Annotated in this window: 13 protein-coding genes and 1 pseudogene; 6 read left to right on the top strand and 8 right to left on the bottom strand. The window is 72.7% G+C overall.

What is annotated here, in order from left to right; genetic code table 11:
• Positions 1-80 precede the first annotated feature (80 nt).
• Together ABEB17_RS14510 and ABEB17_RS14505 are read left to right on the top strand one after the other, a co-directional pair.
• A complete protein-coding gene (locus ABEB17_RS14510; RefSeq protein WP_345717449.1) occupies positions 81-3,536 on the top strand; it encodes a Tc toxin subunit A-related protein in 3,456 nt (1,151 codons plus the stop codon).
• A 1-nt stretch (position 3,537) separates the two neighbouring features.
• On the top strand, positions 3,538-9,426 hold the full coding sequence (locus tag ABEB17_RS14505) for a toxin TcdB middle/N-terminal domain-containing protein (RefSeq protein WP_345717448.1): 5,889 nt from the start codon (positions 3,538-3,540) through the stop codon (positions 9,424-9,426).
• A 16-nt stretch (positions 9,427-9,442) separates the two neighbouring features.
• Here the strand turns inward: ABEB17_RS14505 and ABEB17_RS14500 are convergent, their stop codons facing one another.
• The 6 genes from ABEB17_RS14500 to ABEB17_RS14475 are packed head-to-tail and all read right to left on the bottom strand — an operon-like array spanning position 9,443 to position 14,467.
• Complete coding sequence (locus ABEB17_RS14500; protein ID WP_345717933.1) at positions 9,443-10,132, bottom strand: SDR family NAD(P)-dependent oxidoreductase; 690 nt, start codon at positions 10,130-10,132, stop codon at positions 9,443-9,445.
• A gap of 24 nt (positions 10,133-10,156) precedes the next feature.
• A complete protein-coding gene (locus ABEB17_RS14495; protein ID WP_345717447.1) occupies positions 10,157-11,008 on the bottom strand; it encodes an SMP-30/gluconolactonase/LRE family protein in 852 nt (283 codons plus the stop codon).
• Positions 11,005-11,748 (bottom strand): SDR family NAD(P)-dependent oxidoreductase, encoded by a 744-nt coding sequence (locus ABEB17_RS14490; protein ID WP_345717446.1) that lies wholly within the window; start codon positions 11,746-11,748, stop codon positions 11,005-11,007. Before ABEB17_RS14490 ends, ABEB17_RS14495 begins: the two co-directional genes overlap by 4 nt.
• A 1-nt stretch (position 11,749) precedes the next feature.
• Positions 11,750-12,793, bottom strand: a complete 1,044-nt coding sequence (locus ABEB17_RS14485; RefSeq protein WP_345717445.1) for a zinc-dependent alcohol dehydrogenase — start codon at positions 12,791-12,793, stop codon at positions 11,750-11,752.
• Between the two features lie 5 nt (positions 12,794-12,798).
• Entirely contained in the window at positions 12,799-13,659 is an 861-nt protein-coding gene (locus ABEB17_RS14480; protein ID WP_345717444.1) for a fumarylacetoacetate hydrolase family protein, read from the bottom strand.
• Positions 13,660-13,672: 13 nt separating this feature from the next.
• On the bottom strand, positions 13,673-14,467 hold the full coding sequence (locus ABEB17_RS14475; protein ID WP_345717443.1) for an IclR family transcriptional regulator: 795 nt from the start codon (positions 14,465-14,467) through the stop codon (positions 13,673-13,675).
• A gap of 79 nt (positions 14,468-14,546) precedes the next feature.
• Here ABEB17_RS14475 and ABEB17_RS14470 point away from each other — a divergent pair, with 79 nt between their 5' ends.
• Both ABEB17_RS14470 and ABEB17_RS14465 read left to right on the top strand, forming a co-directional pair.
• A complete protein-coding gene (locus ABEB17_RS14470) occupies positions 14,547-16,274 on the top strand; it encodes a dihydroxy-acid dehydratase (RefSeq protein ID WP_345717442.1) in 1,728 nt (575 codons plus the stop codon).
• A gap of 130 nt (positions 16,275-16,404) precedes the next feature.
• Positions 16,405-18,242 (top strand): annotated as a pseudogene (locus ABEB17_RS14465) (flavin-containing monooxygenase).
• 16 nt (positions 18,243-18,258) lie between these two features.
• On the opposite strand, the gene nicT reads toward ABEB17_RS14465, so the two are convergent.
• On the bottom strand, positions 18,259-19,413 hold the full coding sequence (nicT, locus tag ABEB17_RS14460; RefSeq protein WP_378227124.1) for a Nickel transporter NicT: 1,155 nt from the start codon (positions 19,411-19,413) through the stop codon (positions 18,259-18,261).
• Positions 19,414-19,495: 82 nt separating this feature from the next.
• Between nicT and ABEB17_RS14455 the strand changes: the two genes are divergently transcribed.
• Positions 19,496-20,371: a tryptophan 2,3-dioxygenase gene (locus tag ABEB17_RS14455; protein ID WP_345717441.1), complete on the top strand. Its 876-nt coding sequence runs from the start codon at positions 19,496-19,498 to the stop codon at positions 20,369-20,371.
• 30 nt (positions 20,372-20,401) lie between these two features.
• Here the strand turns inward: ABEB17_RS14455 and ABEB17_RS14450 are convergent, their stop codons facing one another.
• On the bottom strand, positions 20,402-21,625 hold the full coding sequence (locus ABEB17_RS14450; RefSeq protein ID WP_345717440.1) for an NAD(P)/FAD-dependent oxidoreductase: 1,224 nt from the start codon (positions 21,623-21,625) through the stop codon (positions 20,402-20,404).
• A 99-nt stretch (positions 21,626-21,724) separates the two neighbouring features.
• On the opposite strand from ABEB17_RS14450, the gene ABEB17_RS14445 reads away from it, so the two are divergent.
• On the top strand, positions 21,725-23,191 hold the full coding sequence (locus ABEB17_RS14445) for a phytoene desaturase family protein (RefSeq protein WP_345717439.1): 1,467 nt from the start codon (positions 21,725-21,727) through the stop codon (positions 23,189-23,191).
• The last annotated feature ends 53 nt before the right edge of the window (positions 23,192-23,244 follow it).

Genomic DNA, 23,244 nt, shown 5'->3' with positions numbered 1-23,244 from the left:
TCCTGCTGGAGGGAGCACCACGTATCACCCGGGCGCCGTCGCGCCTCTTCGCTGGAGAAGCCCACCACGAGGAGAGCCCGATGAAGGCGTACGCCAACGAGATCAAGTACTCCCACCTCGAGGACATGCGATCGGTGCTGACCACCGCCATCGCGTCCGACGGCTACGAGGTGGACGGCGCCGCGTCCGCCTTCGAGCGACAGGTGCAGAGCGATCTCGCGGCCGCGCGCGAGGCCCACCTCAACGACGAGCTGGGCATCGCGATCCGGGGCTACACCCAGCTGCAGGCCCTGATCCTCAAGACCGCGCACCCCACCCTGCCGGTGCAGGTCACCTCGCACCCGCTGTGGGAGGTCATGTACGAGCCGGGGATGCTCACCTCGTTCATCGCGATGGCCGCCGAGTCGGCCAGCCGCACCCGGCCGCCGCTGAGCGCCGTCCCGTCCGGCGTCGTCTGGCCCGTACCGCTCGACACCCAGGCGGTCGTCAGCCGGCCCGAGCTGCTGGACGCGGGCACCGCGAGCAGCCTGGACGTCGTCCGCGGCGTCCTCAGCGCCGCTGCCGGCGCCGTCGTGGCCGGCGACTTCAAGGCCGCTGTCTCGGGCTACACCCGGGCGATCCGCGCGGTCGGCGACAACGACCCGACCCTCAGCGCGCACCTGCACCAGGACCTCGGGCTGGTGCTCGAGCGCAGCGGCAACGCGGACGCCGCACAGGGCCAGCTGCAGACCGCGCAGGAGCTGTTCACCAAGGTCGGTTCCGGCGAGGGCCAGGTGTCGTCGCTGGCTGCGCTGTCCGGCCTGCTCACCCGGCAGGGCCAGGTGGACAAGGCGCAGGAGGTGCTGAACCAGGCCGGCGAGCTCAGTCGCCAGCTGGGCATCCACGAGCTCGACATCGCGGGCGGGGTGGACGTGTCCTCGCTGCCCACGCCGTTCCGGCCCGGCCGCGGCGGTGCGGGCGAGGACGCAGACGGTGCCGAGCTGGACGCCGGGCCGGCCCTGGCCTCGGCGCCGAACCTGCCGCAGCCGATCAGCCAGGCCGCCACACCGACCCTGCAGGCGCTTGCGTACGTCGGCGACGTGCGCAGCACCGATGTGTTCACGGTGGTCGGCCAGGAGTCCGCCACCCAGATCAGCCTGACCGGCGACAAGGCGGCCAACCTCACCGCGCTCTACGAGACGATGGCCGTCACCAACGACCTCAGCCTGCTGTACGTGCAGGCACTACCGGCGCCGACGTTCGTCGCGTACCTGCCGTACATCTACTTCTTCGTCATCCCGATGAGCCTGGGCGACTGCTACCTGGCGTCCGGGGACTACCCCTCGGCCGAGGCGGCCTACCTGAACGCCCTGAAGTACCCGTACCTCAACGAGAACGTCGAGGTCGTCCAGGTCTGGACCCGCCTGGCGCAGACCTACGTCGCGTGGGGCGACTCGGTCTACCGGGCCGCCGGCGACACCGCCGCGGCGTGGCCGGCTGCCGCGGCGAAGTACCAGCTGGTCGTCGGCGCCGACGGCTCGATCCCGGCGGCGTCGCCGCTGTACGCCGACGCCCGGTTCGCCGGGCTCAAGGTCCGCGCCACCGCCATCGCGGCCGCCGCCGACCCGTCGTCGGTGGACGACAACCCGACGGTGGCCCTGCCGCTGGCCCGCGCCCGGCTCCGGCTCGGGCAGATCGCGGCCGGGCAGAACTTCCTCGGCTTCGCGCCGGACTACCTGCCGCCGTTCAGCTTCGAGGCACTGCAGACCAGCGCGCGCTACCTCGCCGAGCACGCCGGGACGATGGAGCAGGCGTACATCCAGTTCAAGAGCCAGGCCGAGAACGAGGAGTTCCGCCAGGACCAGATGGACCAGCAGGTCGACCTCGCGGCCGCCAGCGTGCAGCTCGAGCTGGACGGCGTCGCCCAGGCCCAGGCCGGCGTGCAGGTCGCCGAGCGCAGTGAGGACTACGCGACGACCCAGCTGACCAACGCGCAGGACGCCGCCGACGACTTCGCCGACGTCCGGTGGGAGCTCGAGGAGCTCACCGAGCTGGACGCCTGGGCCCAGGCCTCCGCGGTGGACCACGACGACGAGGTCAAGCTCACCATCAGCGGCTACGACTCCTTCTCCTCCGACCACGAGAACCGCAACACCGTGCTGATGCGGTTGGCGGCGCAGCGGGTCAGCCTGTCCGACGACCTGGAGCAGGGCCGGCTGGACCGCGAGGTCACGGCGGCGCAGTCCTACCAGGCCGTCGCGCAGGCGCAGGTCGTGCAGGCGCAGGCCGGTGTCGCGGTCGCCCAGCAGCGGGTGGCCGTCGCCCAGTTGCAGCTCGGTGCGGCCCAGGCCAACCGCGAGTTCCTCGACCTGCGCGAGTTCAGCGCCCGGCACTGGTACGAGATGGCCCAGGTGATGAAGGGCCTGGCCGGCGACTACCTGGACATGGCCACCAGCGTGGCCTGGCTGATGCAGCGCGCGTACTCGGCCGAGACCGCGCGCGACCTGCACAAGATCCGGCTGGACTACCGCAACGCCGGCGCGGGCGACGTGCTGGGCTCCGACGTGCTGCTGCGCGACATCGACTTCTTCACGGTGGACTTCCTGACCAGCACCCGCTCGAAGAAGGCGCCGATCAAGGTGTCGTTCTCATTGGCCCAGACCTTCCCGAGCGCGCTGCGAGCGTTGCGCGAGACCGGGATCGCGGGCCTGGAGACCACCCTCGAGCAGCTGGACCGGCTCTACCCGGGCTTCTACCTGCACAAGGTGCGGGCGGTCGAGGTCCAGTTCGTGGGGGTCAGCTCGGGCAGCGGCGTGCACGGCACGCTGCGCAACATCGGCGTCTCGCACTTCCGCGCCGCCGACGGCAGCGTGCACGACCTGGTCTACCCACCGGACGTGATGCCCTTGTCGTTGTACGACGCGCGCACCGACGCCTTCGTGCTCCGCGCCGACCCGCAGCAGCTGCGGCTGTTCGAGAACAACGGCGCCGCGACCATGTGGCGGCTCGAGCTGCCGTTGTCCACCAACGAGATCGACCTCGCGGCCCTGCTCGACGTCTACCTGGTCATCAGCTTCGACGCGTTCTTCGACAGCGCCCTGGAGGGCATGGTGAAGGCCTCGCTGCCGACCACCGGCACCGCGGCCCGGGCCACTTCGCTGCGGCTGCAGGCGCCGGACGAGCTGTTCTTCCTGCGCACCCAGGGCACCGGCGACCTGACCGTGGCCGCCGCTGACCTGCCGCGCACCCAGAAGGACCTCGTGCGCACCTCGTTCACGCTGAGGCTCTCCGGCGACCCGGCCACCGCCGCGTCCCGGACGGTCCGGCTGACCCCGGCGTCGACGGGCACCGAGCTGGTGCTCACCACGGACGCCGACGGGCTGGTCCAGGGCGCCCCCGTCGCCTCGCTGCTCGGCGCAGGCGTCGCCGACACCTTCACCGTGCGGATCACGGCCGCGGACAACCCGTCGCTCCCGGTAGGCCCGGGTGGTGTGCCGGACCTGTCCGGCCTGGACGACGTCGCGGTGTACCAGGACTACTCGTTCACCTGGCGCTGAGATGACCGACAACACCACGTCCGAGCAGGCGGTCAGCCCGCCGGCCGGGAGCGGGAACGCGCCCGGCTTCGGCGAGTCGTTCGGCCTCAACCTGAACACCGGCCAGGCGTCGTACACGGTGCCGATCCCGGTGCCCAAAGGTGTTGCGGGCCAGGCGGTCAAGCTCGACCTGGTCTACAACCAGAACGCGGGCAACGGTCCGTTCGGCCTGGGCTGGGCCCTCCCGGTGCGCACCGTCGAGCGGCGACTCGACTTCGGCGTCCCGGACGACGGCACCGACCCGAGCAACCCGGACGCCCTGGTCGCGCGGTACCTCGCCGACGGGCAGGAGATCGTCGAGGTCACCCCCGGCCAGTGGTTGGCGCGCAAGGAGTCCGCGTTCGACCGGTTCGAACGGACCGGCGCCGGCTGGACGATCCACCAGCGCGACGGCGGCACCGTCGAGCTCGGCCTGACCGCGGACGCCCGGGTGGCCGACCCCGCACACCCCGACCGGGTGTTCCAGTGGCTGCCCGAGCGAGTCGTCGACGCCAGCGGCAACGCGGTGTCCTACGCCTGGGACGTCGAGACCGGCACGCCGTACCTGCGCGCCGTGAGCTGGGCCGTCTACACCGTGCGGCTGGCGTACACGGACCGCCCCGACGTGCTGCGCAACGGCCGCGCGGGCTGGCTGCGGCTGACTAGCCGCCGCTGCGCCAGCATCACGCTCGAGGTCCAGGACGGCGGGCCGCGGGCCGTGCGGCGCTGGGACCTGACGTACCGGCAGGCACCGTTCTCGCAGGTCTCCCTGCTGAGCGAGGTCCGGCTCACCGGTCTCGGGCCGGCGACGGACGGCAGCGGGGACGTCGTCCGGCTGCCGCAGCGGCTCGGCTACGCGGTGCCGGACCCGGCGTCCTGGCATGCCCGGTTCACCGGCTCCGACCCGCTCGGCCCGCCACCGCCGCTCACCGACCCCGACGCGCTGCTCACCCCGCTGGACGCGGGGCCGCTGCCGGGCGTGCTGGCCGGCCGCGGCGCGGACCTGTGGTTCTGGCCGCAGGACGCCGCCGGTGACTTCACGACACCCCGCCGACTGGCCTCCGTGCCGATCGGCCTCACCGGCGTGCGGGACAGCCGGCTGCGGGTGGCCGACGTGGACGGCGACGGCGCCGTCGACCTGCTGGTCGGGGTGGGCGCCGCGCTCCCCCGCGGCTACGCCACCGGCGGTGGCCCGGGCGGGTGGCAGAGCTACGTCGCCTACCCCCGAGCCTCGACGACCCCGGACCTGGGTTCGACCACCCGGTTCGCGGACCTGGACGGCGACGGCCGGGTTGACGCCCTGGGCCAGCTGGGCCGGACGATCATGTGGTGGCGCAACCGGGGCCGCGACGGGTGGAGCCCGCCCGTGCCCGTGACGCTGACCGCCCTGGCGGACGACGACCCGCTGGCCGGGCTGGTCGACCCTCCCGACCTAAACGACCCGGCGGTCCAGCTCGCCGACCTGACCGGCGACGGCCTGGCCGACCTGGTGCGGGTCCGCTCGGGGCAGGTCACCTACTGGCCCAACCTCGGCCACGGCCGCTTCGCCGCACCCGTGCTGATGACCGGTAGCCCGCGGGTGCGCACGGACGACGGCACCCAGCTGCTGCTGGCTGACATCGACGGGGACGGCTGCGCCGACCTCGTCCTGGTCGGTCCGGCGGGCGTGCAGATCGTGCCCAACCTGTCCGGCACGGGCTGGGGTACCCCTGTCGTGGATCCCCTGGTCCCGCAGCCGATCCCCGGTACCGTCGCCTCGGTCCCGGGCAGCAGCGGCCGCGGCGACGCCCTGCTGTGGTGCTCGCCGCGTGGGTCCACGACCGGGTACGTGCGCTACGACCCGACCGTCGGCTCCGGCTACCTGCTGGCCACGACCGACAACGGCGCCGGCCTCAGCGCGCGGCTCGAGTACGACACCGCTGCGGCGCAGGCCGAGCGCGACCGGCTGGCCGGGGACGCCTGGCCGGACGAGGTCCCGTTCCCGGTTGCCGTGGTGACCGCGACGACCGTCACCGACGCGGTGTCGGAGCAGAGCAGCCGGACCGAGTTCCGGTACCACGACGGCTGGTTCGACGAGCGTGAGCGCAGCTTCGAGGGCTTCGCGCGGGTGGACCGCGACGAGCTCGGCGACGCGACCCGGCCCACGTCGCGGGTCGTGCACCACTTCGTGGTCGGCGCGGACCGGTTGCCCGGCAACGGTCCCGAGCACGCCCTGCTCAACCGGCTGCTGTCCCGGGTCGAGCACCTCGAGCTGGACGGCTCGCCCGACCAGGACCGGCCGGTGCTGGTCGAGGAGTCCGACTACTCCGTCCAGCCGCTGCCCGGCCCGCTGAACGGCCCGACCCGTGCCTGGGTTCGGGTCGAGCGCACGGCCCGGCACTGGTTCGAGCGCACCGACGACGAGCGCGTCGAGGAGCGCACCCTGTCGTACTCCGCCGCCGGCGACGTCATCGCCGAGCAGCTGCGGCACAGCGGGATCCGCAGCGGGGCACTCGTGCCGGAGGTGGTCGTCCAGACCACGATGACGCACGCGGTGCACCCGACGGGAGAGGTGCTGGGCAAGCCGGCCGCCATCGTGCGGCGCGACGGCGCGGGCGCGCTGATCGGTGAGGTGCGCCGGTTCTACGACGGCCCGGACTACCTGGGGCTGGCCGCCGGGACGGTCGGCCGCGGTCTCCTGGCCCGCGAGCTGCGCTGGGCCATGACGGTCGACGACGCCCGCGACCGCTACGGCGACGCGCTCGACCCGGACCACACGGACGTCGGCGCCCTCGGCTACCTGGTGCTGCCCGACGCCGACGGCCACGAAGCGCTGTTCGCGCTCGCGGTGGAGCAGGCCCACGACGGCGCCGGCCGACTGGTCGGTGAGCGCCGCACGCCGGGGCAGACCACGACGTACACGTTCGACGCCACCGGGACGCACCGGGCGACCTCCACGACACCGCAGGGCGTCACGACGGTGCTGACGGACCTCGCGACCGGGCAGCCGCTGCAGGTCACCGACCCGGACGGCACGCAGGTGTCGATGCGGTACGACGCCCAGGGCCGGTTGACGTCGGTGGTGCTGCCGGGCGACACGGCCGCGCTGCCGTCCCGGACGTACGCCTACACGGACGCCGTGCCGGGGGTGGTGGCGATCCGCCGCCGACTGCGGCACGGGCAGCCGGAGACCGGGGACAGCGCGATCGTGTTCGACGGTCTCGGTCGCGAGCAGGAGCGCCGCGAGGTGCTCACCGCGGGACGGGTCATCGTCAGTGGGCACGTCGTCCGCACCCCCTTCGGCGACGTCGCCGCCGAGTACGACCCGACGACTGGCACCGACCTCGCCTACTCTCCGGTGACGCCGGCCGACCTGGCCGGGCGCACGAGCCGCCGGTTCCGGTACGACAGCCAGGGCCGGCCGGTCGAGACGCTCGACCACGACGGCGCGACGTCGTCCACCCGGTACACCCCGTTCGAGATCGCCAGCACCGACGCGCTGGGCGTCGTCCGGCTGGACCGGATGGACGCCGCGCACCGGCGGGTCGCGGTCGTCGAGGACGGGCCCGACGGCCCGGTGACCACGACCTACACGCCGGATGCGACGGGGCACCTGGCCGTGCACTCCGACGACCACGACGTGGTCGCCCGGTACGCCTACGACGGGCTGGGGAACCGGGTCGAGGTCGCGCACCGGGACGCCGGCACCTGGGTCACGCTGCACGACGCCCGCGGGCGCGCGGTGCAGGTCGTCGACCCGGCGGGGACGGTGATGGGCGCGGACTACGACGGCCTGGGCCGGATCGTGTCGTTCGCCGTCGACGGCGACGTGCGCGAGACGTACACCTACGACCACGTGGCCAGCCACGGGCTGGGCCGGCTGCGCACCGCCGCCTACCCGGGTGGCAGCCAGACCTTCGGGTACGACGCGCAGGGGCGGATCGCGACCCGCAGCTACGCGGTGGACGGGCACGCCGCGCCGTACCTGCTGACGTTCGAGCGGGATGCGCTGGGGCAGCTGACCCGGCTGGTCCAGCCCGACGGCAGCGACGTCGTCTACCAGCGCTACGACAACGGGCTGGTCCGGTCGGTGCCCGGGGTGCTGACCGCGATCGACTACGAGCCGCGCCGGCTGGCCACGTCGGTGGCGTACGCCAACGGGGCGGTCCGCACCACCACCTACTCGCCGGGCACCGGCCGGGTCGCCACCCAGCGGACCGAGGGGCCGGGTGGCACGGTGCTCGAGGACGCCACCTACGGCTACGACGCGCTCGGGCAGTGCACCACGCTCGACGAGTCCACCCCCGGCGCCACCGGCCAGGTGACCTACGCGTACGACACCTTGCGGCAGCTGGTCGCGGTCACCGACGCCCGACCGGGCGGGGTGGACGCCGCGTTCGGCTACCAGGCCCGCACGCTGCTGGACCAGGGCGAGGACGGCGCGGTGCTCACCGCGGACGACGCCGACCACCCGACCCGGCCGGACACCCTCGCGCTCGGTGCGGGTGCGCCGTCCGACCTGACGTACGACGTCGCGGGACGACTGGCCGCGCTGCCCGGCCGGGCGCTGCGCTGGGACGCCAAGGGCCAGCTGGTCGGCGTTGACAAGCCGGGGACGCGGATCGACTACGGCTACGACCACCGGGGGGCGCGGGTGCGCAAGACCGTCACCGCCGGCGCGGTGGTGACCGACACCGTGTTCCTCGGCCCGTACGCGGAGGTCCGGGACGGCGTCCTGGTCCGGTACGTCGTCCTGCAGGGGCTGCGGGTGGCGGTGGACCACGGCGGTACCCGGCACTGGATCCACACCGACCCGCGGGCCAGCGCGACGTTCTTCACCGACGCGGCGGGCACCCGGATCGCGCGCATCGACTACCGCGCCTTCGGCAACTCGGCCAAGGCCGCGGGCCAGGCGCCGCTGCAGGTGTTCGCGTTCCAGGAGTGGGACGCCGACGCGGAGCTGTACTACGCCCAGCGCCGGTGGTACTGCGCGACGCTCGGGCGGTTCGTCAGCCCGGACGGCTACTACCTGCACCGGCCTGAGAAGGGCGTGGACGACCCCCGCCGCCTGGACCTGTACACCTACTGCGCCAACGACCCGGTGAACAACGTCGACCCGGACGGCGCCAGCTTCTGGACGGTGCTCGGCGGCATCGTCGGGGTGATCATCGGGATCGCCGTGGCGGTGCTGACCATCGCGGCCTTCGCCAGCGGGATCGGGTTCGGGTTGCTGGCGATCGGGCTGATCATCGGCCTGACCATCGCCGGCTACGCCGGGGCCTCGGCCGCCAAGGGCACCGCGTTCGGCGACTTCATGAAGGGCATGCTGATCGGCTTCAACGCGGGACTGAACGCGGTGTTCGCCACCGCGCTGTTCGGCCCGTTCGTCGGTGTCGCGCTGGGCGTCATCGGGTTCCTCAGCGTGTTCGACGGGATCCGGCAGAACGGCGCGTACCAGGTCATCCTCGGCTGGAGCAGCTGGTTGATGCCGACCACCTGGCTGGTCAACGGGCTCGGCCTGGCCTTCTTCGCGGTCAACCTGATCCTGGCCGGGGTGACCGGCAACCAGGTGGCGGGCCTGGCGATCACCTCGATCAGCTTCGACGCCGCGACCTGCAGCTTCGTGATGAAGGGCGGCGCGCTCTCTGACGCCAACCCGATCAACACCGCCTACGACATGGGCCACTTCGTGTTCGTCGACTCCAAGAACACCAGTCCGGACGGCGACGTCCCGCACGAGACCGGGCACGGGCTGAGCCTGGGCGCGTTCGGCTCCGCGGTCCACCTGATCGGGTTCGTCGACGAGATGATCCTGGGCAACGGCGGGTCCGCGTGGACCGAGCAGATGGCCGACAGCCACGCGGGCATCGGCACCGACGACACCTGGACGTGACGGCTGACGTGGGGAGTCAGTACGTCGCGCGACCACCGCTGATGTCGTACACCGCGCCGGTCGAGAAGGTGACGCGGTCCGAGGCCAGCCAGCCGACCAGCTCGGCCACCTCCTCGGCCCGACCCATGCGCCGCATCGGGACCAGGCTGGTCATGTACGCCAGCACCTCCGGGGTGTTGGTGGCGTTCATCGGCGTCTCGATCACGGCCGGGGCGATCGCGTTGACCAGCACGCCCGTGGTGGCGAGCTCCTTGCCGAGGGACTTGGTGAGCCCGATGACCGCCGCCTTGGACGCCGAGTAGGCGGACAGGTTCGGGTTGCCCTCCTTGCCCGCGATGCTCGCGAGGTTCACGATGCGACCCCACCCCTGCTCCACCATTCCCGGCACGACGGCCCGGCACAGGTGGAAGGTGCCGAGCACGTTGACCGAGAACGTCCGCGCCCACTCGTCGTCCTCGACCTCCCACAACGGTTTGTTGGGGCCCACCACTCCGGCGCTGTTGACCAGGACGTCGAGCCGGCCGAGGCGTCCCACCGCGTCGGCCACGGCGGCGGCGACGGCGGCCGGGTCGCTGACGTCGGCCTGCAGGTCCGCGTCGGCGCTCAGGTCCAGGGTCAGCACGCTCAGCCCGTCCTGTCGCAGCCGCTCAGCGCTCGCGGCGCCGAGCCCGCTGGCCCCACCGGTCACCAGTGCCGTGCGGTCCATCACGTCGCCTCCGTGTCGTTCGAGCTAGCCGTGGAAGGGCAGGACCGGTTGGCCCACCGAGAGTCCGGGCACCACGAAGAGGGCACCGGCGGCCGGTTCGGCCGCGGCCCCCAGTCCCTTGCGGGACGTCGTGACGTACAGGTCGTGCAGCTTCGGGCCGCCGAAGGTGCAGGACGTCGTCTGCCGGGCCGGGACGTCGACCACCTCCTCCAGCACACCGTCGGGCGAGTAGCAGCGCACCTGGCCGCCACCCCACACGGCGATCCAGACCCGACCCCCGGCGTCCACGGTCAGTCCGTCCGGGGTGCCCTGCCCCTCGGGCAGCTTCACGAACGTGCGTCCGTCGACCAGCCCGCCGACCGGGTCGTAGTCGTAGCGGGTGACCTCCCGCAGGCCCGAGTCGGCGTGGTAGCCCAGCGTGCCGTCGGGGCTGAACCCGAGACCGTTCGGGATGCTCTGGCCGCCGCGGACGACGGTCGTGCCGCGATCGGCCGCCAACCGGTAGAGCGTGCCCCCGCCGACCCGCTCGTCGTAGGCCATCGACCCGCACCAGAAGCGGCCGTCCGGGTCGCAGGAGCCCTCGTTCATCCGGACGCCGGCGTCGTCCCAGAGGTCCGCCGACCACTCGAGACGGTCCTGCGCGTCGTACAGCGCGAAGCCGCGCTCGGTGGCCACGACCATCCCGCCGCCCGCACGCGGTCGGACGCAGGCGGCGACCGCACCGACGTGCTGCCGGGTCACCGAACCGTCGTCGGCCAGGGACAGCACGGCGCCGGCCAGCATGTCGACGAAGCGCAGCCCAGACCAGCTGTCCGACCAGACGGCGCCCTCGCCGTGCGCGGTGCAGACGTCCGTGACCTGCTCGGCACTGGTCATTGCACCTGCACCCCGGTCATGCCGCCGTCGACGGCCAGGAGGGTCCCGGTCGTCGAGGCCGCCGCCGGGGAGGCGAGGTAGACGATGGCGTGCGCGACCTCGTCCGCGCTCACCAGCCGGCCCATCGGCTGGCGCGCCCGCAGCCCCCGTCCGGTGGCCTCCGGGTCGTCGGCCGCCTGGAGGAGCCGCTCGACCCAGGGGGTGTCCGCGGTGCCGGGGACGACGGCGTTGACCCGGATGCCCTCGCGCACGTGGTCGGCGGCCATGGCCAGGGTCAGGGCCGCGACGGCGCCCTTGCTGGCCGCGTACAGCGCCCGGTTCGGCACGCCAATGGCTGCGACCACTGAGCAGGTGTTGACGATCGCGGCGCTGGACGACGCGCGCAGGTGCGGCAGGGCGGCTCGGCTCACCCGGGCCAGTCCGACCACGTTCACGTCGAGCACCCGGTGCCACTCGTCGTCGTCGTTGGCCGCGACGTCACCCGCCGCGCCGATCCCGGCGTTGTTGACCAGGACGTCGATCTGGCCGAACCGCTCCACCACGGCTGCGATCGCGGCGTCGACCTGGCCCGTGTCGGTGATGTCGCAGACCACCCCCCAGGAGCCGTCCGGGACGGTCTCGACGGACCGGTCCAGCACCGCCACCCGGGCACCCTGCGCGAGCAGCAGCGTGGTGGTCGCGGCACCGATACCGCTGGCCCCACCGGTCACCACGGCGACGACGTTCTCGAACGGTTTCATGTCAGTGTCCTTGCGGCAGAAGGGATGGTGGCCAGCGCCGGGGGTCGACGTGGACCTTGGGTCCGGGGCCGGCGCCGGTCGGGCGCACCCCGGCGAGGACGGCACCCACCCCGTCGAGCCCGACGGTGGCCGAGACGAGCGGGCGGGGGTCGACGGCACCGCAGGCGTAGTGCTCGATGGTGCCGGCCAGGCCGGGTGAGGCGCTGAGCACGCCGACCGCGGTGACGTCGGCCAGCGCCAGCGCCCGGGTGTCGACCAGGCTGGGACTGCCGGCCAGGCCGACGTAGACGACGCGACCCGCGGGTTCGACGAGCTCGATCGCCCTGGCCGGCAGGGACGGTGCGTTGGAGGCGTCCACGACGGCGTCGAACGGCAGGTCGGGCAGGGTGTCGTCCGTCCACACGCCCTCGAACCCGAGACTCCGGGCGAACTCCAGTGAGCCGGCCGAACGGCCCATCAGGTGCACCTCGGCGCCGCGGGCCCGGGCGAACAGGGCGACCAGCAGGCCGATCGTGCCGGGACCGAGCACCAGCAGCCGCTCCCCCGGCTCCAGCTGCGCACCGAGCACGCAGCGCAACGCGTTCCCGCCCGGCTCCACCAGCGCACCGGCCACGGGGTCCAGGCCCTCCGGCAGCGCGTGCAGGGACGTGGCCGGGACGGCGACCTGCTCGGCGAGCGCCCCGGCGTAGCCACCGCGGATGCCCACCTCGAACCGGTCCTGGCAGACGTGCTGGTGACCGCCGCGGCACCGGCGGCACACCCCGCAGCCCAGCATCGTGTCGCCGGTCACCCGGTGTCCGACCCAGCTCTCGTCGACCCCGGCACCGACACTGGCCACGGTCCCCGACCACTCGTGGCCCAGCCGCATCGGGAAGCGTGCGTGCCCCTCGGTGAGGTACTGCATCTCGCCGGTGAAGAACTCGACGTCGGTGCCGCACACCCCGACCCGCTCGACGTCGACCACGACCTGCCCCGGCGCGGCGGTCGGCGTCTCGACCTCCTGCACCTCGAACTCGCGCGGCCCCGTCAGGACGAACGCGCGCATGCTGCTCACCGCGGGCCGAGCACGTTCTGCCGCTGCCGGCCCAGCCCGTCGATGCCGAGCTCCATGACGTCTCCCGGCTGCAGATAGACCGGCGGGGACATCCCCATGCCCACCCCGGGCGGCGTGCCGGTGTTGATCAGGTCGCCGGGCTCGAGCACCAGGAACTGGCTCAGGTAGTGCACCAGGAAGAACGGGTCGAAGACCATCGTGGACGTCGAGCCGGTCTGCCGGCGGGTCCCGTTCACGTCCAGCCACATCCCGAGGTCGCCGACGTCGTCGACCTCGTCCGGGGTGAGCAGCCACGGCCCGGCCGGGTTGAACGTCTCGCAGGACTTGCCCTTGGACCACTGCCCACCGCGCTCGATCTGGAACTCGCGCTCGCTGACGTCGTTCACCAGGACGTAGCCGGCGATGGCGTCGCGGGCCGCGTCGACGCTGTCCAGGTAGCTGCTGCGGCGCCCGATCACGATGCCGAGCTCGACCTCCCAGTCCGTCTTGGTCGAGCCGCGCGGGATCCGCACGTCGTCGTCCGGACCCACCAACGTGTTGGGGGACTTGGTGAACAGGATCGGCTCGTCCGGCACGGCCTGGCCCGTCTCGGCCGCGTGGTCGCGGTAGTTCAGGCCGATGCACAGGATCTGGTGCGGGCGGGCGATCGGCGCACCGACCCGCTCCCCGGCGAAGGCGCTGACCTGCCCAGACGCCGTCCGGGCGGCAACCACCGGGCGCAGCGCCGATACCCCGTCGTCGGCGAAGAACGCCTCGTCGAAGTCGGCCACCAGATCGGACACGTCGACGTACGAGGCGTCGTCGACCCGGACGACCGGCCGTTCGGAGCCAACGGCTCCGATGCGCATGAGCTGCAAGGGTCCTGCCTTCCTAGGGGGTGAGGGCGACGCCGCCCGCCGGCTCGCCGACGATCGCCCGGATCGCGGGCAGGTCGGCGACCAGGCGGCGCAGCGGGGTTCGGTGGGCGATGGCGCTGATGCTGATCGCCCCGCTGGGCCCGGTGGGCGACTGCAGGAACACGGGCACGGCGAGGCAGTTCACGTCGGGCTCGTTCTCCCGGTCGTCGGTGCTGTACCCGTTCTTGCGCACCAGTCGCAGCCGGCGGTGCAGGTCCTCGGCGGTGGTCGCCGTGCGTGCGGTGCGTCGCTCGAGGCTGCGGCCGGCGACCCACTCGCGGACGGCGGCCAGGTCGGGCAGCCGGTACGCCAGCAGCAGCTTGCCGACCGCGGTGGAGTGCGCCGGGTTCTGGCCACCGACGGTCGAGGTGAGCCGCATCGCACCGACCGTCGGGTCGACCTTGGCGCGGTAGACGATGGACGCGCCGTCCTGCGCCGGGTCGAGCACCGCGTAGTGCGCTGTCTCGTGGTACCGCTCGGCGAGGGCGCGCAGCACGGGTTCCACCCGCAGGTAGTCCGGGCGCGCCTCGTGGTTCGCGAAGGCCAGCCGCAGGAACTCGTCGCCGAGGATGTAATGCCCCGGCGAGTCCTGGCCGGCCAGCCCGGCCCGGCGAAGGGCGGCCAGCGCGCGGTGCACGGTCGGCTTGGAGCTCTGCACGACGCGGGCCATCTCGTCCAGTCCCACGCCCTCGGGTCGACGGGCCAGCTCGACGAGCACGGCGAGCACCCGGTCCGCGCCGACCAGGCGCTGGTCCTGAGCCTGTTTCATGTGCGTCGTCCGCGGAGTAGGGTCGCCATCAGGATTCCACATGCTAGACCGTTGTTCCATCAGACGGAAGGGCGTTCCGATGAGTGGACAGGCCGGATCACTGCGCAGCGCCGAGTGGTACGCCGGCAACGACCGCAACGCCTACATCCACCGGGCGTGGATGCGCCGCGGCCTGCCGGCGCACGCCTTCGACGGCCGTCCGCACATCGCCATCGCCAACACGGCCTCCGACCTCACGCCGTGCAACGCGCACCTGGACGAGGTGGCCGAGAGCGTCAAGCAGGGCGTCTACGAGGCCGGCGGCATCCCGCTCAACCTGCCGGTGGTGTCGCTGGGCGAGACGCTCGTGCGGCCCACCGCGATGCTCTGGCGCAACATGGCGGCGATGGCCATCGAGGAGATGCTGCGGGCGAACCCGATCGACGGCGTGGTGCTCCTCGGCGGCTGCGACAAGACGATCCCGGCGCTGCTGATGGGGGCCGCGTCGGTGGACCTGCCGGCGGTGGTGATCCCCGGCGGCCCGATGCTCACCGGCACGTTCCGCGGCCAGCCGCTGGGCTGCGGCACCGACGTCTGGCGGCTCTCCGAGGAGGTCCGGGCCGGCACACTGTCCCAGGACGACTTCATCAGGTCCGAGTCCTCGATGATCCGCAGCCGCGGCCACTGCAACACGATGGGGACGGCGTCCACGATGGGCCTCGTCGCCGAGGCGCTCGGCATGGTCATCCCGGGCGTCGCCGGCACCCCCGCTCCCGACAGCCGGCTGCTGGAGAGCTCGCACCAGACCGGTCGGCTGGCGGTCGAGATGGTGCAGGCCGGCCGCACCCCGTCGTCCGTGTTGGGGCGTGGCTCGTTCCTCAACGCGATCGTCGCGCTGGCCGCCATCGGGGGGTCGACCAACGCGGTCGTGCACCTGCTCGCGATCGCCGGCCGGCTCGGCGTCGACCTGCGCCAGGACGACTTCGACAGCACCGGCGCCGACGTCCCGCTGCTGGTCGACCTGCAGCCCGCCGGACGGTTCCTGATGGAGGACTTCCACCGCGCCGGCGGCCTGCTCGCCGTGCTGCGCGAGGTGCAGGACCTGCTCGACCCGGACGCGCTGACCGTCACCGGCGAACCCCTGGTCGGGTACCTGGCCGACGCGCAGATCTGGGACCGCGAGGTGATCCGGGTGCGCGCGGAACCGTTGCAGCCCAAGGCCGGGATCGCCGTCCTGTACGGCAACCTCGCCCCGGACGGTGCGGTGATCAAGCCGGCGGCCGCGTCCGAGCACCTGCTGCAGCACCGCGGTCGCGCGATGGTGTTCGACTCCATCGAGGACCTGCACGCCCGGATCGACGACCCGGACCTCGACGTCGACGCCGACTCGGTGCTCGTCCTGCGCGGTTGCGGCCCCAAGGGATACCCCGGCATGCCCGAGGTCGCGAACATGCCGCTGCCCACCAAGCTGCTGGAGCAGGGCGTGCGCGACATGGTGCGGATCTGCGACGGGCGGATGAGCGGGACGGCGTACGGCACCGTCGTCCTGCACGTCACGCCCGAGGCCGCCGCGGGCGGGCCACTGGCCCGGCTGCGCACCGGCGACGTCGTCGTCCTCGACGTGCCGAACCGGGTGCTCGCCGTGGACGTCGACGACGACGTCCTGGCCGCGCGCGAACCGGACGCGGCCACGGCGGATGCGTTCGCGGCCCCGGCCCGCGGGTGGGAGCGGCTGTACGTCCAGCACGTCACCGGCGCCGACACCGGCGCCGACCTGGACTTCCTGCAGGGTTCCAGCGGGCAACAGGTCTCCCGCGAGTCGCACTGAGGCGGAGCGTGGGTGCCCGAGTGGGTGCGGCGACCGGACCGAGCCCCAGGGGTTGCCGGGGGGTGCCCGGACGAGCACGCTGAGGTGGGCGCAGGCGCAACGGCGTGCCGGCCGCAGGAGGAGGTTCGACGTGACCGAGACCTTGGAGCGCACCGAGGCGGACGGCGCGGCGAGCAGCCCCGCGCGAGCGCGGGTCGACGCGTGGTTGGGCCGGCTGGAGCAGGCGATCGCCGCCCGGGACGCCGAGACCGCGGCGAGCCTGTTCGCCGTCGAGAGCTTCTGGCGCGACCTGGTCGCCTTCACCTGGAACATCCGCACCGCCGAGGGTCGCGACGGGGTGGCCGACCTGCTGCGCGGGACCATGGACGTCGCCGACGCCCGCGGCTTCCGGTCCGACCCGGACGAGGAGAGCCGGACGACGCGGACGGCCTCACCCAGGCCTGGATCCTGTTCGAGACGGCGGTCGGGCGCGGGCGCGGGCACCTGCGGCTCAAGGGAGACGAGGGCTGGACGCTGCTGACCACGCTCTACGAGCTCAAGGGGTTCGAGGAGTCCCAGGGGACGGCGCGCCCGCGTGGCGCGGAGCACGGCGCCAACAGGGAGCGCGTGACCTGGGCGGAGCAGCGCCAGCGTGAGGCGGCCGACCTCGGCTCGACGACGCAGCCGTACGTGCTCGTCGTCGGCGGTGGTCAGGGCGGCATCGCGCTCGGCGCTCGGCTGCGCCAGCTGGGCGTCCCGAGCCTGGTCATCGACAAGCACCAGCGGCCCGGGGACCAGTGGCGCGGCCGGTACAAGAGCCTGTGCCTGCACGACCCCGTCTGGTACGACCACCTGCCCTACCTGAAGTTCCCGGAGAACTGGCCGGTGTTCGCGCCCAAGGACAAGATCGCCGACTGGCTCGAGTCCTACGCCACGGTGATGGAGATCCCCTACTGGACCAGCACGGTCGCCACGCACGCGACGTACTCCGAGCAGACGCACGAGTGGACCGTCACCGTCGAGCGCGACGGCAACCCGGTCACGCTGCGCCCCACGCACCTGGTGCTGGCCACCGGGATGTCCGGGAAGCCCAACGTCCCCTCCCTGCCCGGCATGGAGGTCTTCGCCGGCGACCAGCACCACTCGTCCGCGCACCCCGGCCCGGACGCGTACGCGGGCAAGAAGTGCGTCGTGGTCGGCTCCAACAACTCCGCCTTCGACATCTGCGGCGCGCTCTGGGAGGTCGGCGCGGACGTCACGATGGTGCAGCGGTCCTCGACGCACATCGTGCGCTCGGACTCGCTCATGGAGATCGGCCTCGGGGCGCTGTACTCGGAGGAGGCCGTCGCCGCGGGCATGACGACGGAGAAGGCGGACCTGGTCTTCGCGTCGCTGCCCTACCGGATCATGCACGAGTTCCAGATCCCGCTGTACGACGCGATGCGCGAGCGGGACCAGGGCTTCTACGACCGGCTCGAGGCCGCCGGGTTCCTGCACGACTGGGGGGACGACGGCTCCGGGCTGTTCATGAAGTACCTGCGCCGCGGCTCCGGGTACTACATCGACGTCGGCGCCGCGGACCTGGTCGCGAACGGTGACGTGAAGCTCGCGCACGGCCAGGTCGACCACCTCACCGAGCACACCGTCGTCCTGGCCGACGGCACGGAGCTGCCGGCCGACCTCGTGGTCTACGCCACCGGGTACGGGTCGATGAACGGCTGGGCCGCCGACCTGATCAGCCAGCAGGTCGCGGACCAGGTCGGCAAGGTGTGGGGGCTGGGCTCGGACACCACGAAGGACCCGGGACCGTGGGAGGGCGAGCAACGCAACATGTGGAAGCCCACCCAGCAGGAGGCGCTGTGGTTCCACGGCGGCAACCTGCACCAGTCACGGCACTACTCGCTGTACCTCGCGCTGCAGCTCAAGGCCCGGTTCGAGGGCATCCCGACCCCGGTGTGGGGGCTGCAGGAGGTGCACCACACCGCCTGAGCGGGTTGGCCCTGGCTCAGGACTCCGATGCCGCGTTGCGGACGAGCCCCTCGTTCCAGCGCTGCTCGACCCGACCGAACCGCCACCACAGCAGCGCCACGGCCCAGGTGACGGCGAACAGGCCGACGATGATGTAACCGACGTACTCCAGGTCGAGGTTGCCCACCGCGTGGAGCGGCCCCGAGTCGATCGACAGCTTCTCGACCAGGATCGAGTCGATCTCGATGATGCCGATCACCAGCGCGACGGCGACGGACAACCCGGTGATCACGATGTTGTAGTAGACCTTGCGCACCGGGCGGGCGAACGCCCAGCCGTACGCGAAGTTCATGAACAGCCCGTCGATCGTGTCGAGCAGGCTCATCCCGGCGGCGAACAGGATCGGCAGCACCAGGATCGCGTACCAGGGCACCGACACCGCCGCGCTCGCCCCGGCCAGCACGAGCAGGCTGATCTCGGTCGCGGTGTCGAACCCGAGGCCGAACAGGAAGCCCACCGGGTACATGTGCCGGGGCTGCTTGACGCCCTTCATGACCGGACGCAGGATGCGGTTCATCAGCCCGCGGTTGTCCAGCTGACGCTCCAGCGCGCTCTCGTCGTACTCGCCCGCCTTCATCGCCGACCAGACCCGCAGGATGCCGATCAGCGAGACCAGGTTGATCAGGCCGAGCGCGATCAGGAACGTGCCGGACACGGTGGTGCCGAACACGCCGGTGAACTTCTGCAGCGTCGAGTCCTCGTTCGCGACCTGGCCGGACAGCGCCTTGACGCCGAACGCGAGCAGCAGGCAGAGCCCGAAGACGATGCTGGAGTGCCCGAGCGAGAACCAGAACCCGACACTGACGGGCTTCTTGTCCTCCGCGACGAGCTTGCGGGTGGTGTTGTCGATCGCCGCGATGTGGTCGGCGTCGAACGCGTGCCGCATGCCCAGGACGTACGCGGTGACCCCCAGCGCCACCCCGAACGTCGTCCCGTCCCCGAGTCGCAGCTCCTGCGGCGCGACGGCGCCGAGCAGCACGCCCCAGCCCACCACGTGCAGCATCAGGATGAACCCGGCCATGCCGGCGATGACGAACCACTGCTTGCGACCCAGCGACAGGCGGAACTGGTGGAAGCTGGAGACGTCGTCCCCGGCGGGCTCAGGACGGGTCGTCACGTCGGTGCTGGCCATGACACGGAACGTATCCAGCCCTCAGCCTTATTGCAACTGAGTCGCGGTAAGCGGCGCGATCGGACGGCGGTAGCCTGCGGCCATGTCCGACGACCCGACCGCGCAGCGCGACCTCGAGCCCGGCGTGCAGCGCGACTTCCGCGCCGCCATGTCCTACGGCGACTACCTGCACCTGGACGAGGTGCTGTCGGCCCAGCACCCGCTCAGTGTGCCGCTGCGCCACGACGAGCTGCTGTTCATCGTCCAGCACCAGACGTCCGAGCTCTGGCTCAAGCTGATGCTGCACGAGCTGCGCGCCGTCCGGCAGCTGCTCCGGGTGGACGACCTGCGTCCCGCCCTCAAGGGACTGGCCCGGGTCAAGCACATCCAGACCACGCTGACCGAGCAGTGGTCGGTGCTGGCCACGCTGACGCCCAGCGAGTACGCGGAGTTCCGCTCGTTCCTGGCCACGTCGTCCGGCTTCCAGTCCTGGCAGTACCGGGCCGTCGAGTTCATCCTGGGCAACAAGAACGCCGAGATGGCGCGGGTCTTCGACCACCACCCGCAGGCGCAGCAGATGCTGCGCGACCTGCTGCACGAGCGGAGCATCTACGACGAGTTCCTCGGCTACCTGCACCGGCAGGGCCACGCGGTGCCGGCCGAGCTGCTGGACCGCGACTGGACGCAGCCGTACCGGTTCAACGCCGACCTGGTCCCGACGTTCACCCGGATCTACGAGCACGCCCGCGAGCACTGGATGGCGTACGAGGCGTGCGAGGAGCTGATCGACCTGGAGGACAACTTCCAGCTGTGGCGGTTCCGGCACCTGAAGACCGTCGAGCGGATCATCGGCTCCAAGCAGGGCACCGGCGGGTCCAGCGGCGTGCCGTTCCTGCGCCGGGCCCTGGAGCTCACGTTCTTCCCCGAGCTGTACGCCGTGCGCGGCGAGATCCAGGACGTCGGCGACGCCCCCTCCTGACCGGCCTGGCGATCGCTCGGCTCCGGCCGGTCAGCCCAGCGGAGCGCTCCGGTCGGTGAACCGTGCGGCGTCCAGGTGGGTGCCGACGAGCGCCTTCACCGCGTCCCCGTCGTCCCACTGGTTGACGTGCATCGCGGCACTGACCACCCCGTCGTCGTCCAGCCACACCGCGACGAACTCGCCGCCACCCAGGTCGCCGCGGACCAGCAGCTGCTGCGACGTCGGGTCGGCCAGCCCGTGGTACTCCATGCCCAGGTCGTACTGGTCGGTGAAGAAGTAGGGCAGCAGGTCGTACGTCTCGTCGCCGCCCAGCATCGCGCGCGCCGCGGTCGCCGGCTGGTTCAGCGCCGTTGCCCAGTGCTCCACCCGGACCCGTCGACCGAGCGCGGTGTACAGCACGTTCGCCGCGTCACCACAGGCGAAGACGTCCGGGTCGGACGTGCGCAGCTGCGCGTCGGTGACGATCCCGTTGTCCACCTCCAGCCCGGCCGCCTGCGCCAGCGCGACCCGCGGGCTCACCCCGATGCCGACGAGCACGACATCCGCCGGGACGTCGTCCCCGCCCTCCAGACGGACCCGGAGCCCGTCGCCGTCCTCGACGATCCCGCTCACCGACACCTCGCACCGCAGGTGCACACCCTGCGCGCGGTGCTTGTCGGCGAACGCCGTCGCCACCTGCGCCCCCAAGACCCGTTGCAGCGGAACGGGATCCATCTCCAGCACGGTCACGTCGGCGCCGGCCTGCCGAGCCGCGGCTGCTGCCTCCAGCCCGATCCAGCCGCCGCCGACCACGACCAGCCTGGTGCCCGGGCGCAGCCACCCGCGCAGCCGCTCCGAGTCGTCCAGGGTGCGCAGCGACAGCACGCGCTGGGCGTGCGCGTCGTCCAGGTCGGGCAGGTCGAGGGTGCGCGGCTGCGCGCCCGGCGCCAGCAGCAGCTTGGCGTAGCTCATCCGGCGGCCGGACGACGTCCCGATGGTGTGCGCGCCGACGTCCAGCGCGGTCACCTCCTCGCCCAGCACGAGCTCGACGTCCTGCTCGACGTACCAGGCGCGCGGGTGCACGAACACGACGTCCCGCTCCGCCTTACCCATCAGGAAGTCCTTGGACAGCGGCGGACGCTCGTACGGCAGGTGCGGCTCGGCACTCACCAGCACCAGCGGCCCGTCGTAGCCCGCCTCACGCAGCTGCTCGACCGCCTTGCCCCCGGCCAGCCCTCCCCCGACGACGACGAACGGCTGCTGGTCCTGCGGCATGGCTCCTCCTCGGGCGCGGCACGTACTCCCCTCGCAGCCTATGCTCGCGACGAGGAGCCCACCGAGGGCGAACCGGCCGAGAGCCAGCGAGGAGGCGTCGTGGACGAGCCTGTCGACGCCGTCGTGGTCGGCGCCGGTCCCAACGGCCTGGCCGCCGCCGTGGTACTCGTCGCGGCCGGCCTGCAGGTCGAGGTCATCGAGGCCGCCCCGACGATCGGCGGCGGAGCCCGCACCGCCGAGCTGACCCTGCCCGGCTTCGCGCACGACGTCTGCTCGGCCGTGCACCCGATGGGGGTCGCGTCACCGTTCTTCCGCGCCTTCGACCTGGCCCGGCACGGCGTCGACATGCGCCAGCCCGAGGTCGCCTACGCCCAGCCGCTGGACGGCGCCCGGGCCGGCCTGGCCTGGCGCGACCTGGACCGCACCGTCGACGGGCTCGGCGCGGACGGCGCCGCCTGGCGCTCGCTGGTCGGCCCGCTCGCGGAGCGCTGGGAGCAGGTCGTGGATCTGCTGCTGTCGGACTTCCGCCACCCCCCGCTGCACGTGGGTACGGCCGCGCGGCTGGCCACCCGGCTGCTCGAGCAGGGCTCGCCCGCCTGGAACCGGCGGTTCAGCGGGGACGTCGCCCCGGCCCTGCTGACCGGGGTGAGCGCGCACGCCATCGCGCCGCCGCGCGGGTTCGCTCCCGCCGGCGCGGGGCTGCTGCTCGCCTCGCTCGCGCACGGCGTCGGCTGGCCCATCCCGGCCGGCGGCAGCCAGTCCATCGTCGACGCGCTCGCGGCCGCGGTGCTGGCCGGCGGTGGGCGGATCCGCACCGGCAGCCCGGTGCACGCACTGGCCGAGCTGCCCCCCGCCCGCGCCGTCCTGCTGGACGTCAGCCCGCGCAGCCTGATCGAGCTGTCCCGGGGAGCGCTGCCGCCGTCCTACGAAGGCTGGCTGCGCCGGTTCCGGTACGGCAGCGCGGTCTGCAAGGTGGACTTCGCACTGAGCGGCCCCGTGCCGTGGGCCGCGCCGGGCTGTGAGCTGGCCGGCACCCTGCACCTCGGCGGCAGCCGCGCTGAGATGGCGGCCACCGAGGCCGACGTGCACGCCGGCCGGCACCCCGACCGCCCGTACGTCCTGGCGTCCCAGCCCGGCGTCGTGGACGACGGCCGGGCGCCGTCCGGGCAGGGCACGCTGTGGACGTACGCGCACGTGCCGAACGGGTCCACCCAGGACCTCGGCGAGGCCGTCACCGCGCAGGTGGAACGGTTCGCCCCAGGGTTCCGGGATGTCGTCCTGCACCGGTCCGTGATGACCGCCGCGCAGGAGGCGGAGCACAACGCGAACTACGTCGGCGGCGACATCGCCGGCGGCGCCCCGACGCCGTGGCAGATGGTGATGCGACCGGCGCCGCGCTGGGACCCCTACCGCACCCCGCTGGAGGGCACGTACCTGTGCTCCGCCTCGACGCCGCCGGGGCCGGCTGTGCACGGGATGGCCGGCCTGCACGCCGCCCGGCGCGCACTGCGGCAGGTCTTCGGCGACCGGCGGGACCCTCTCGAGCTGGTGCGCGCGCTGAGGTGACGCAGACGGGGCACCCGGGCCGGTCCGGGTGCCCCATCTGCGTCATCCCAGGG

The organism is Angustibacter luteus (assembly GCF_039541115.1).
GTDB classification, from domain to species: domain Bacteria; phylum Actinomycetota; class Actinomycetes; order Actinomycetales; family Angustibacteraceae; genus Angustibacter; species Angustibacter luteus.
This window is presented reverse-complemented; position numbering and strand designations above follow the sequence as displayed.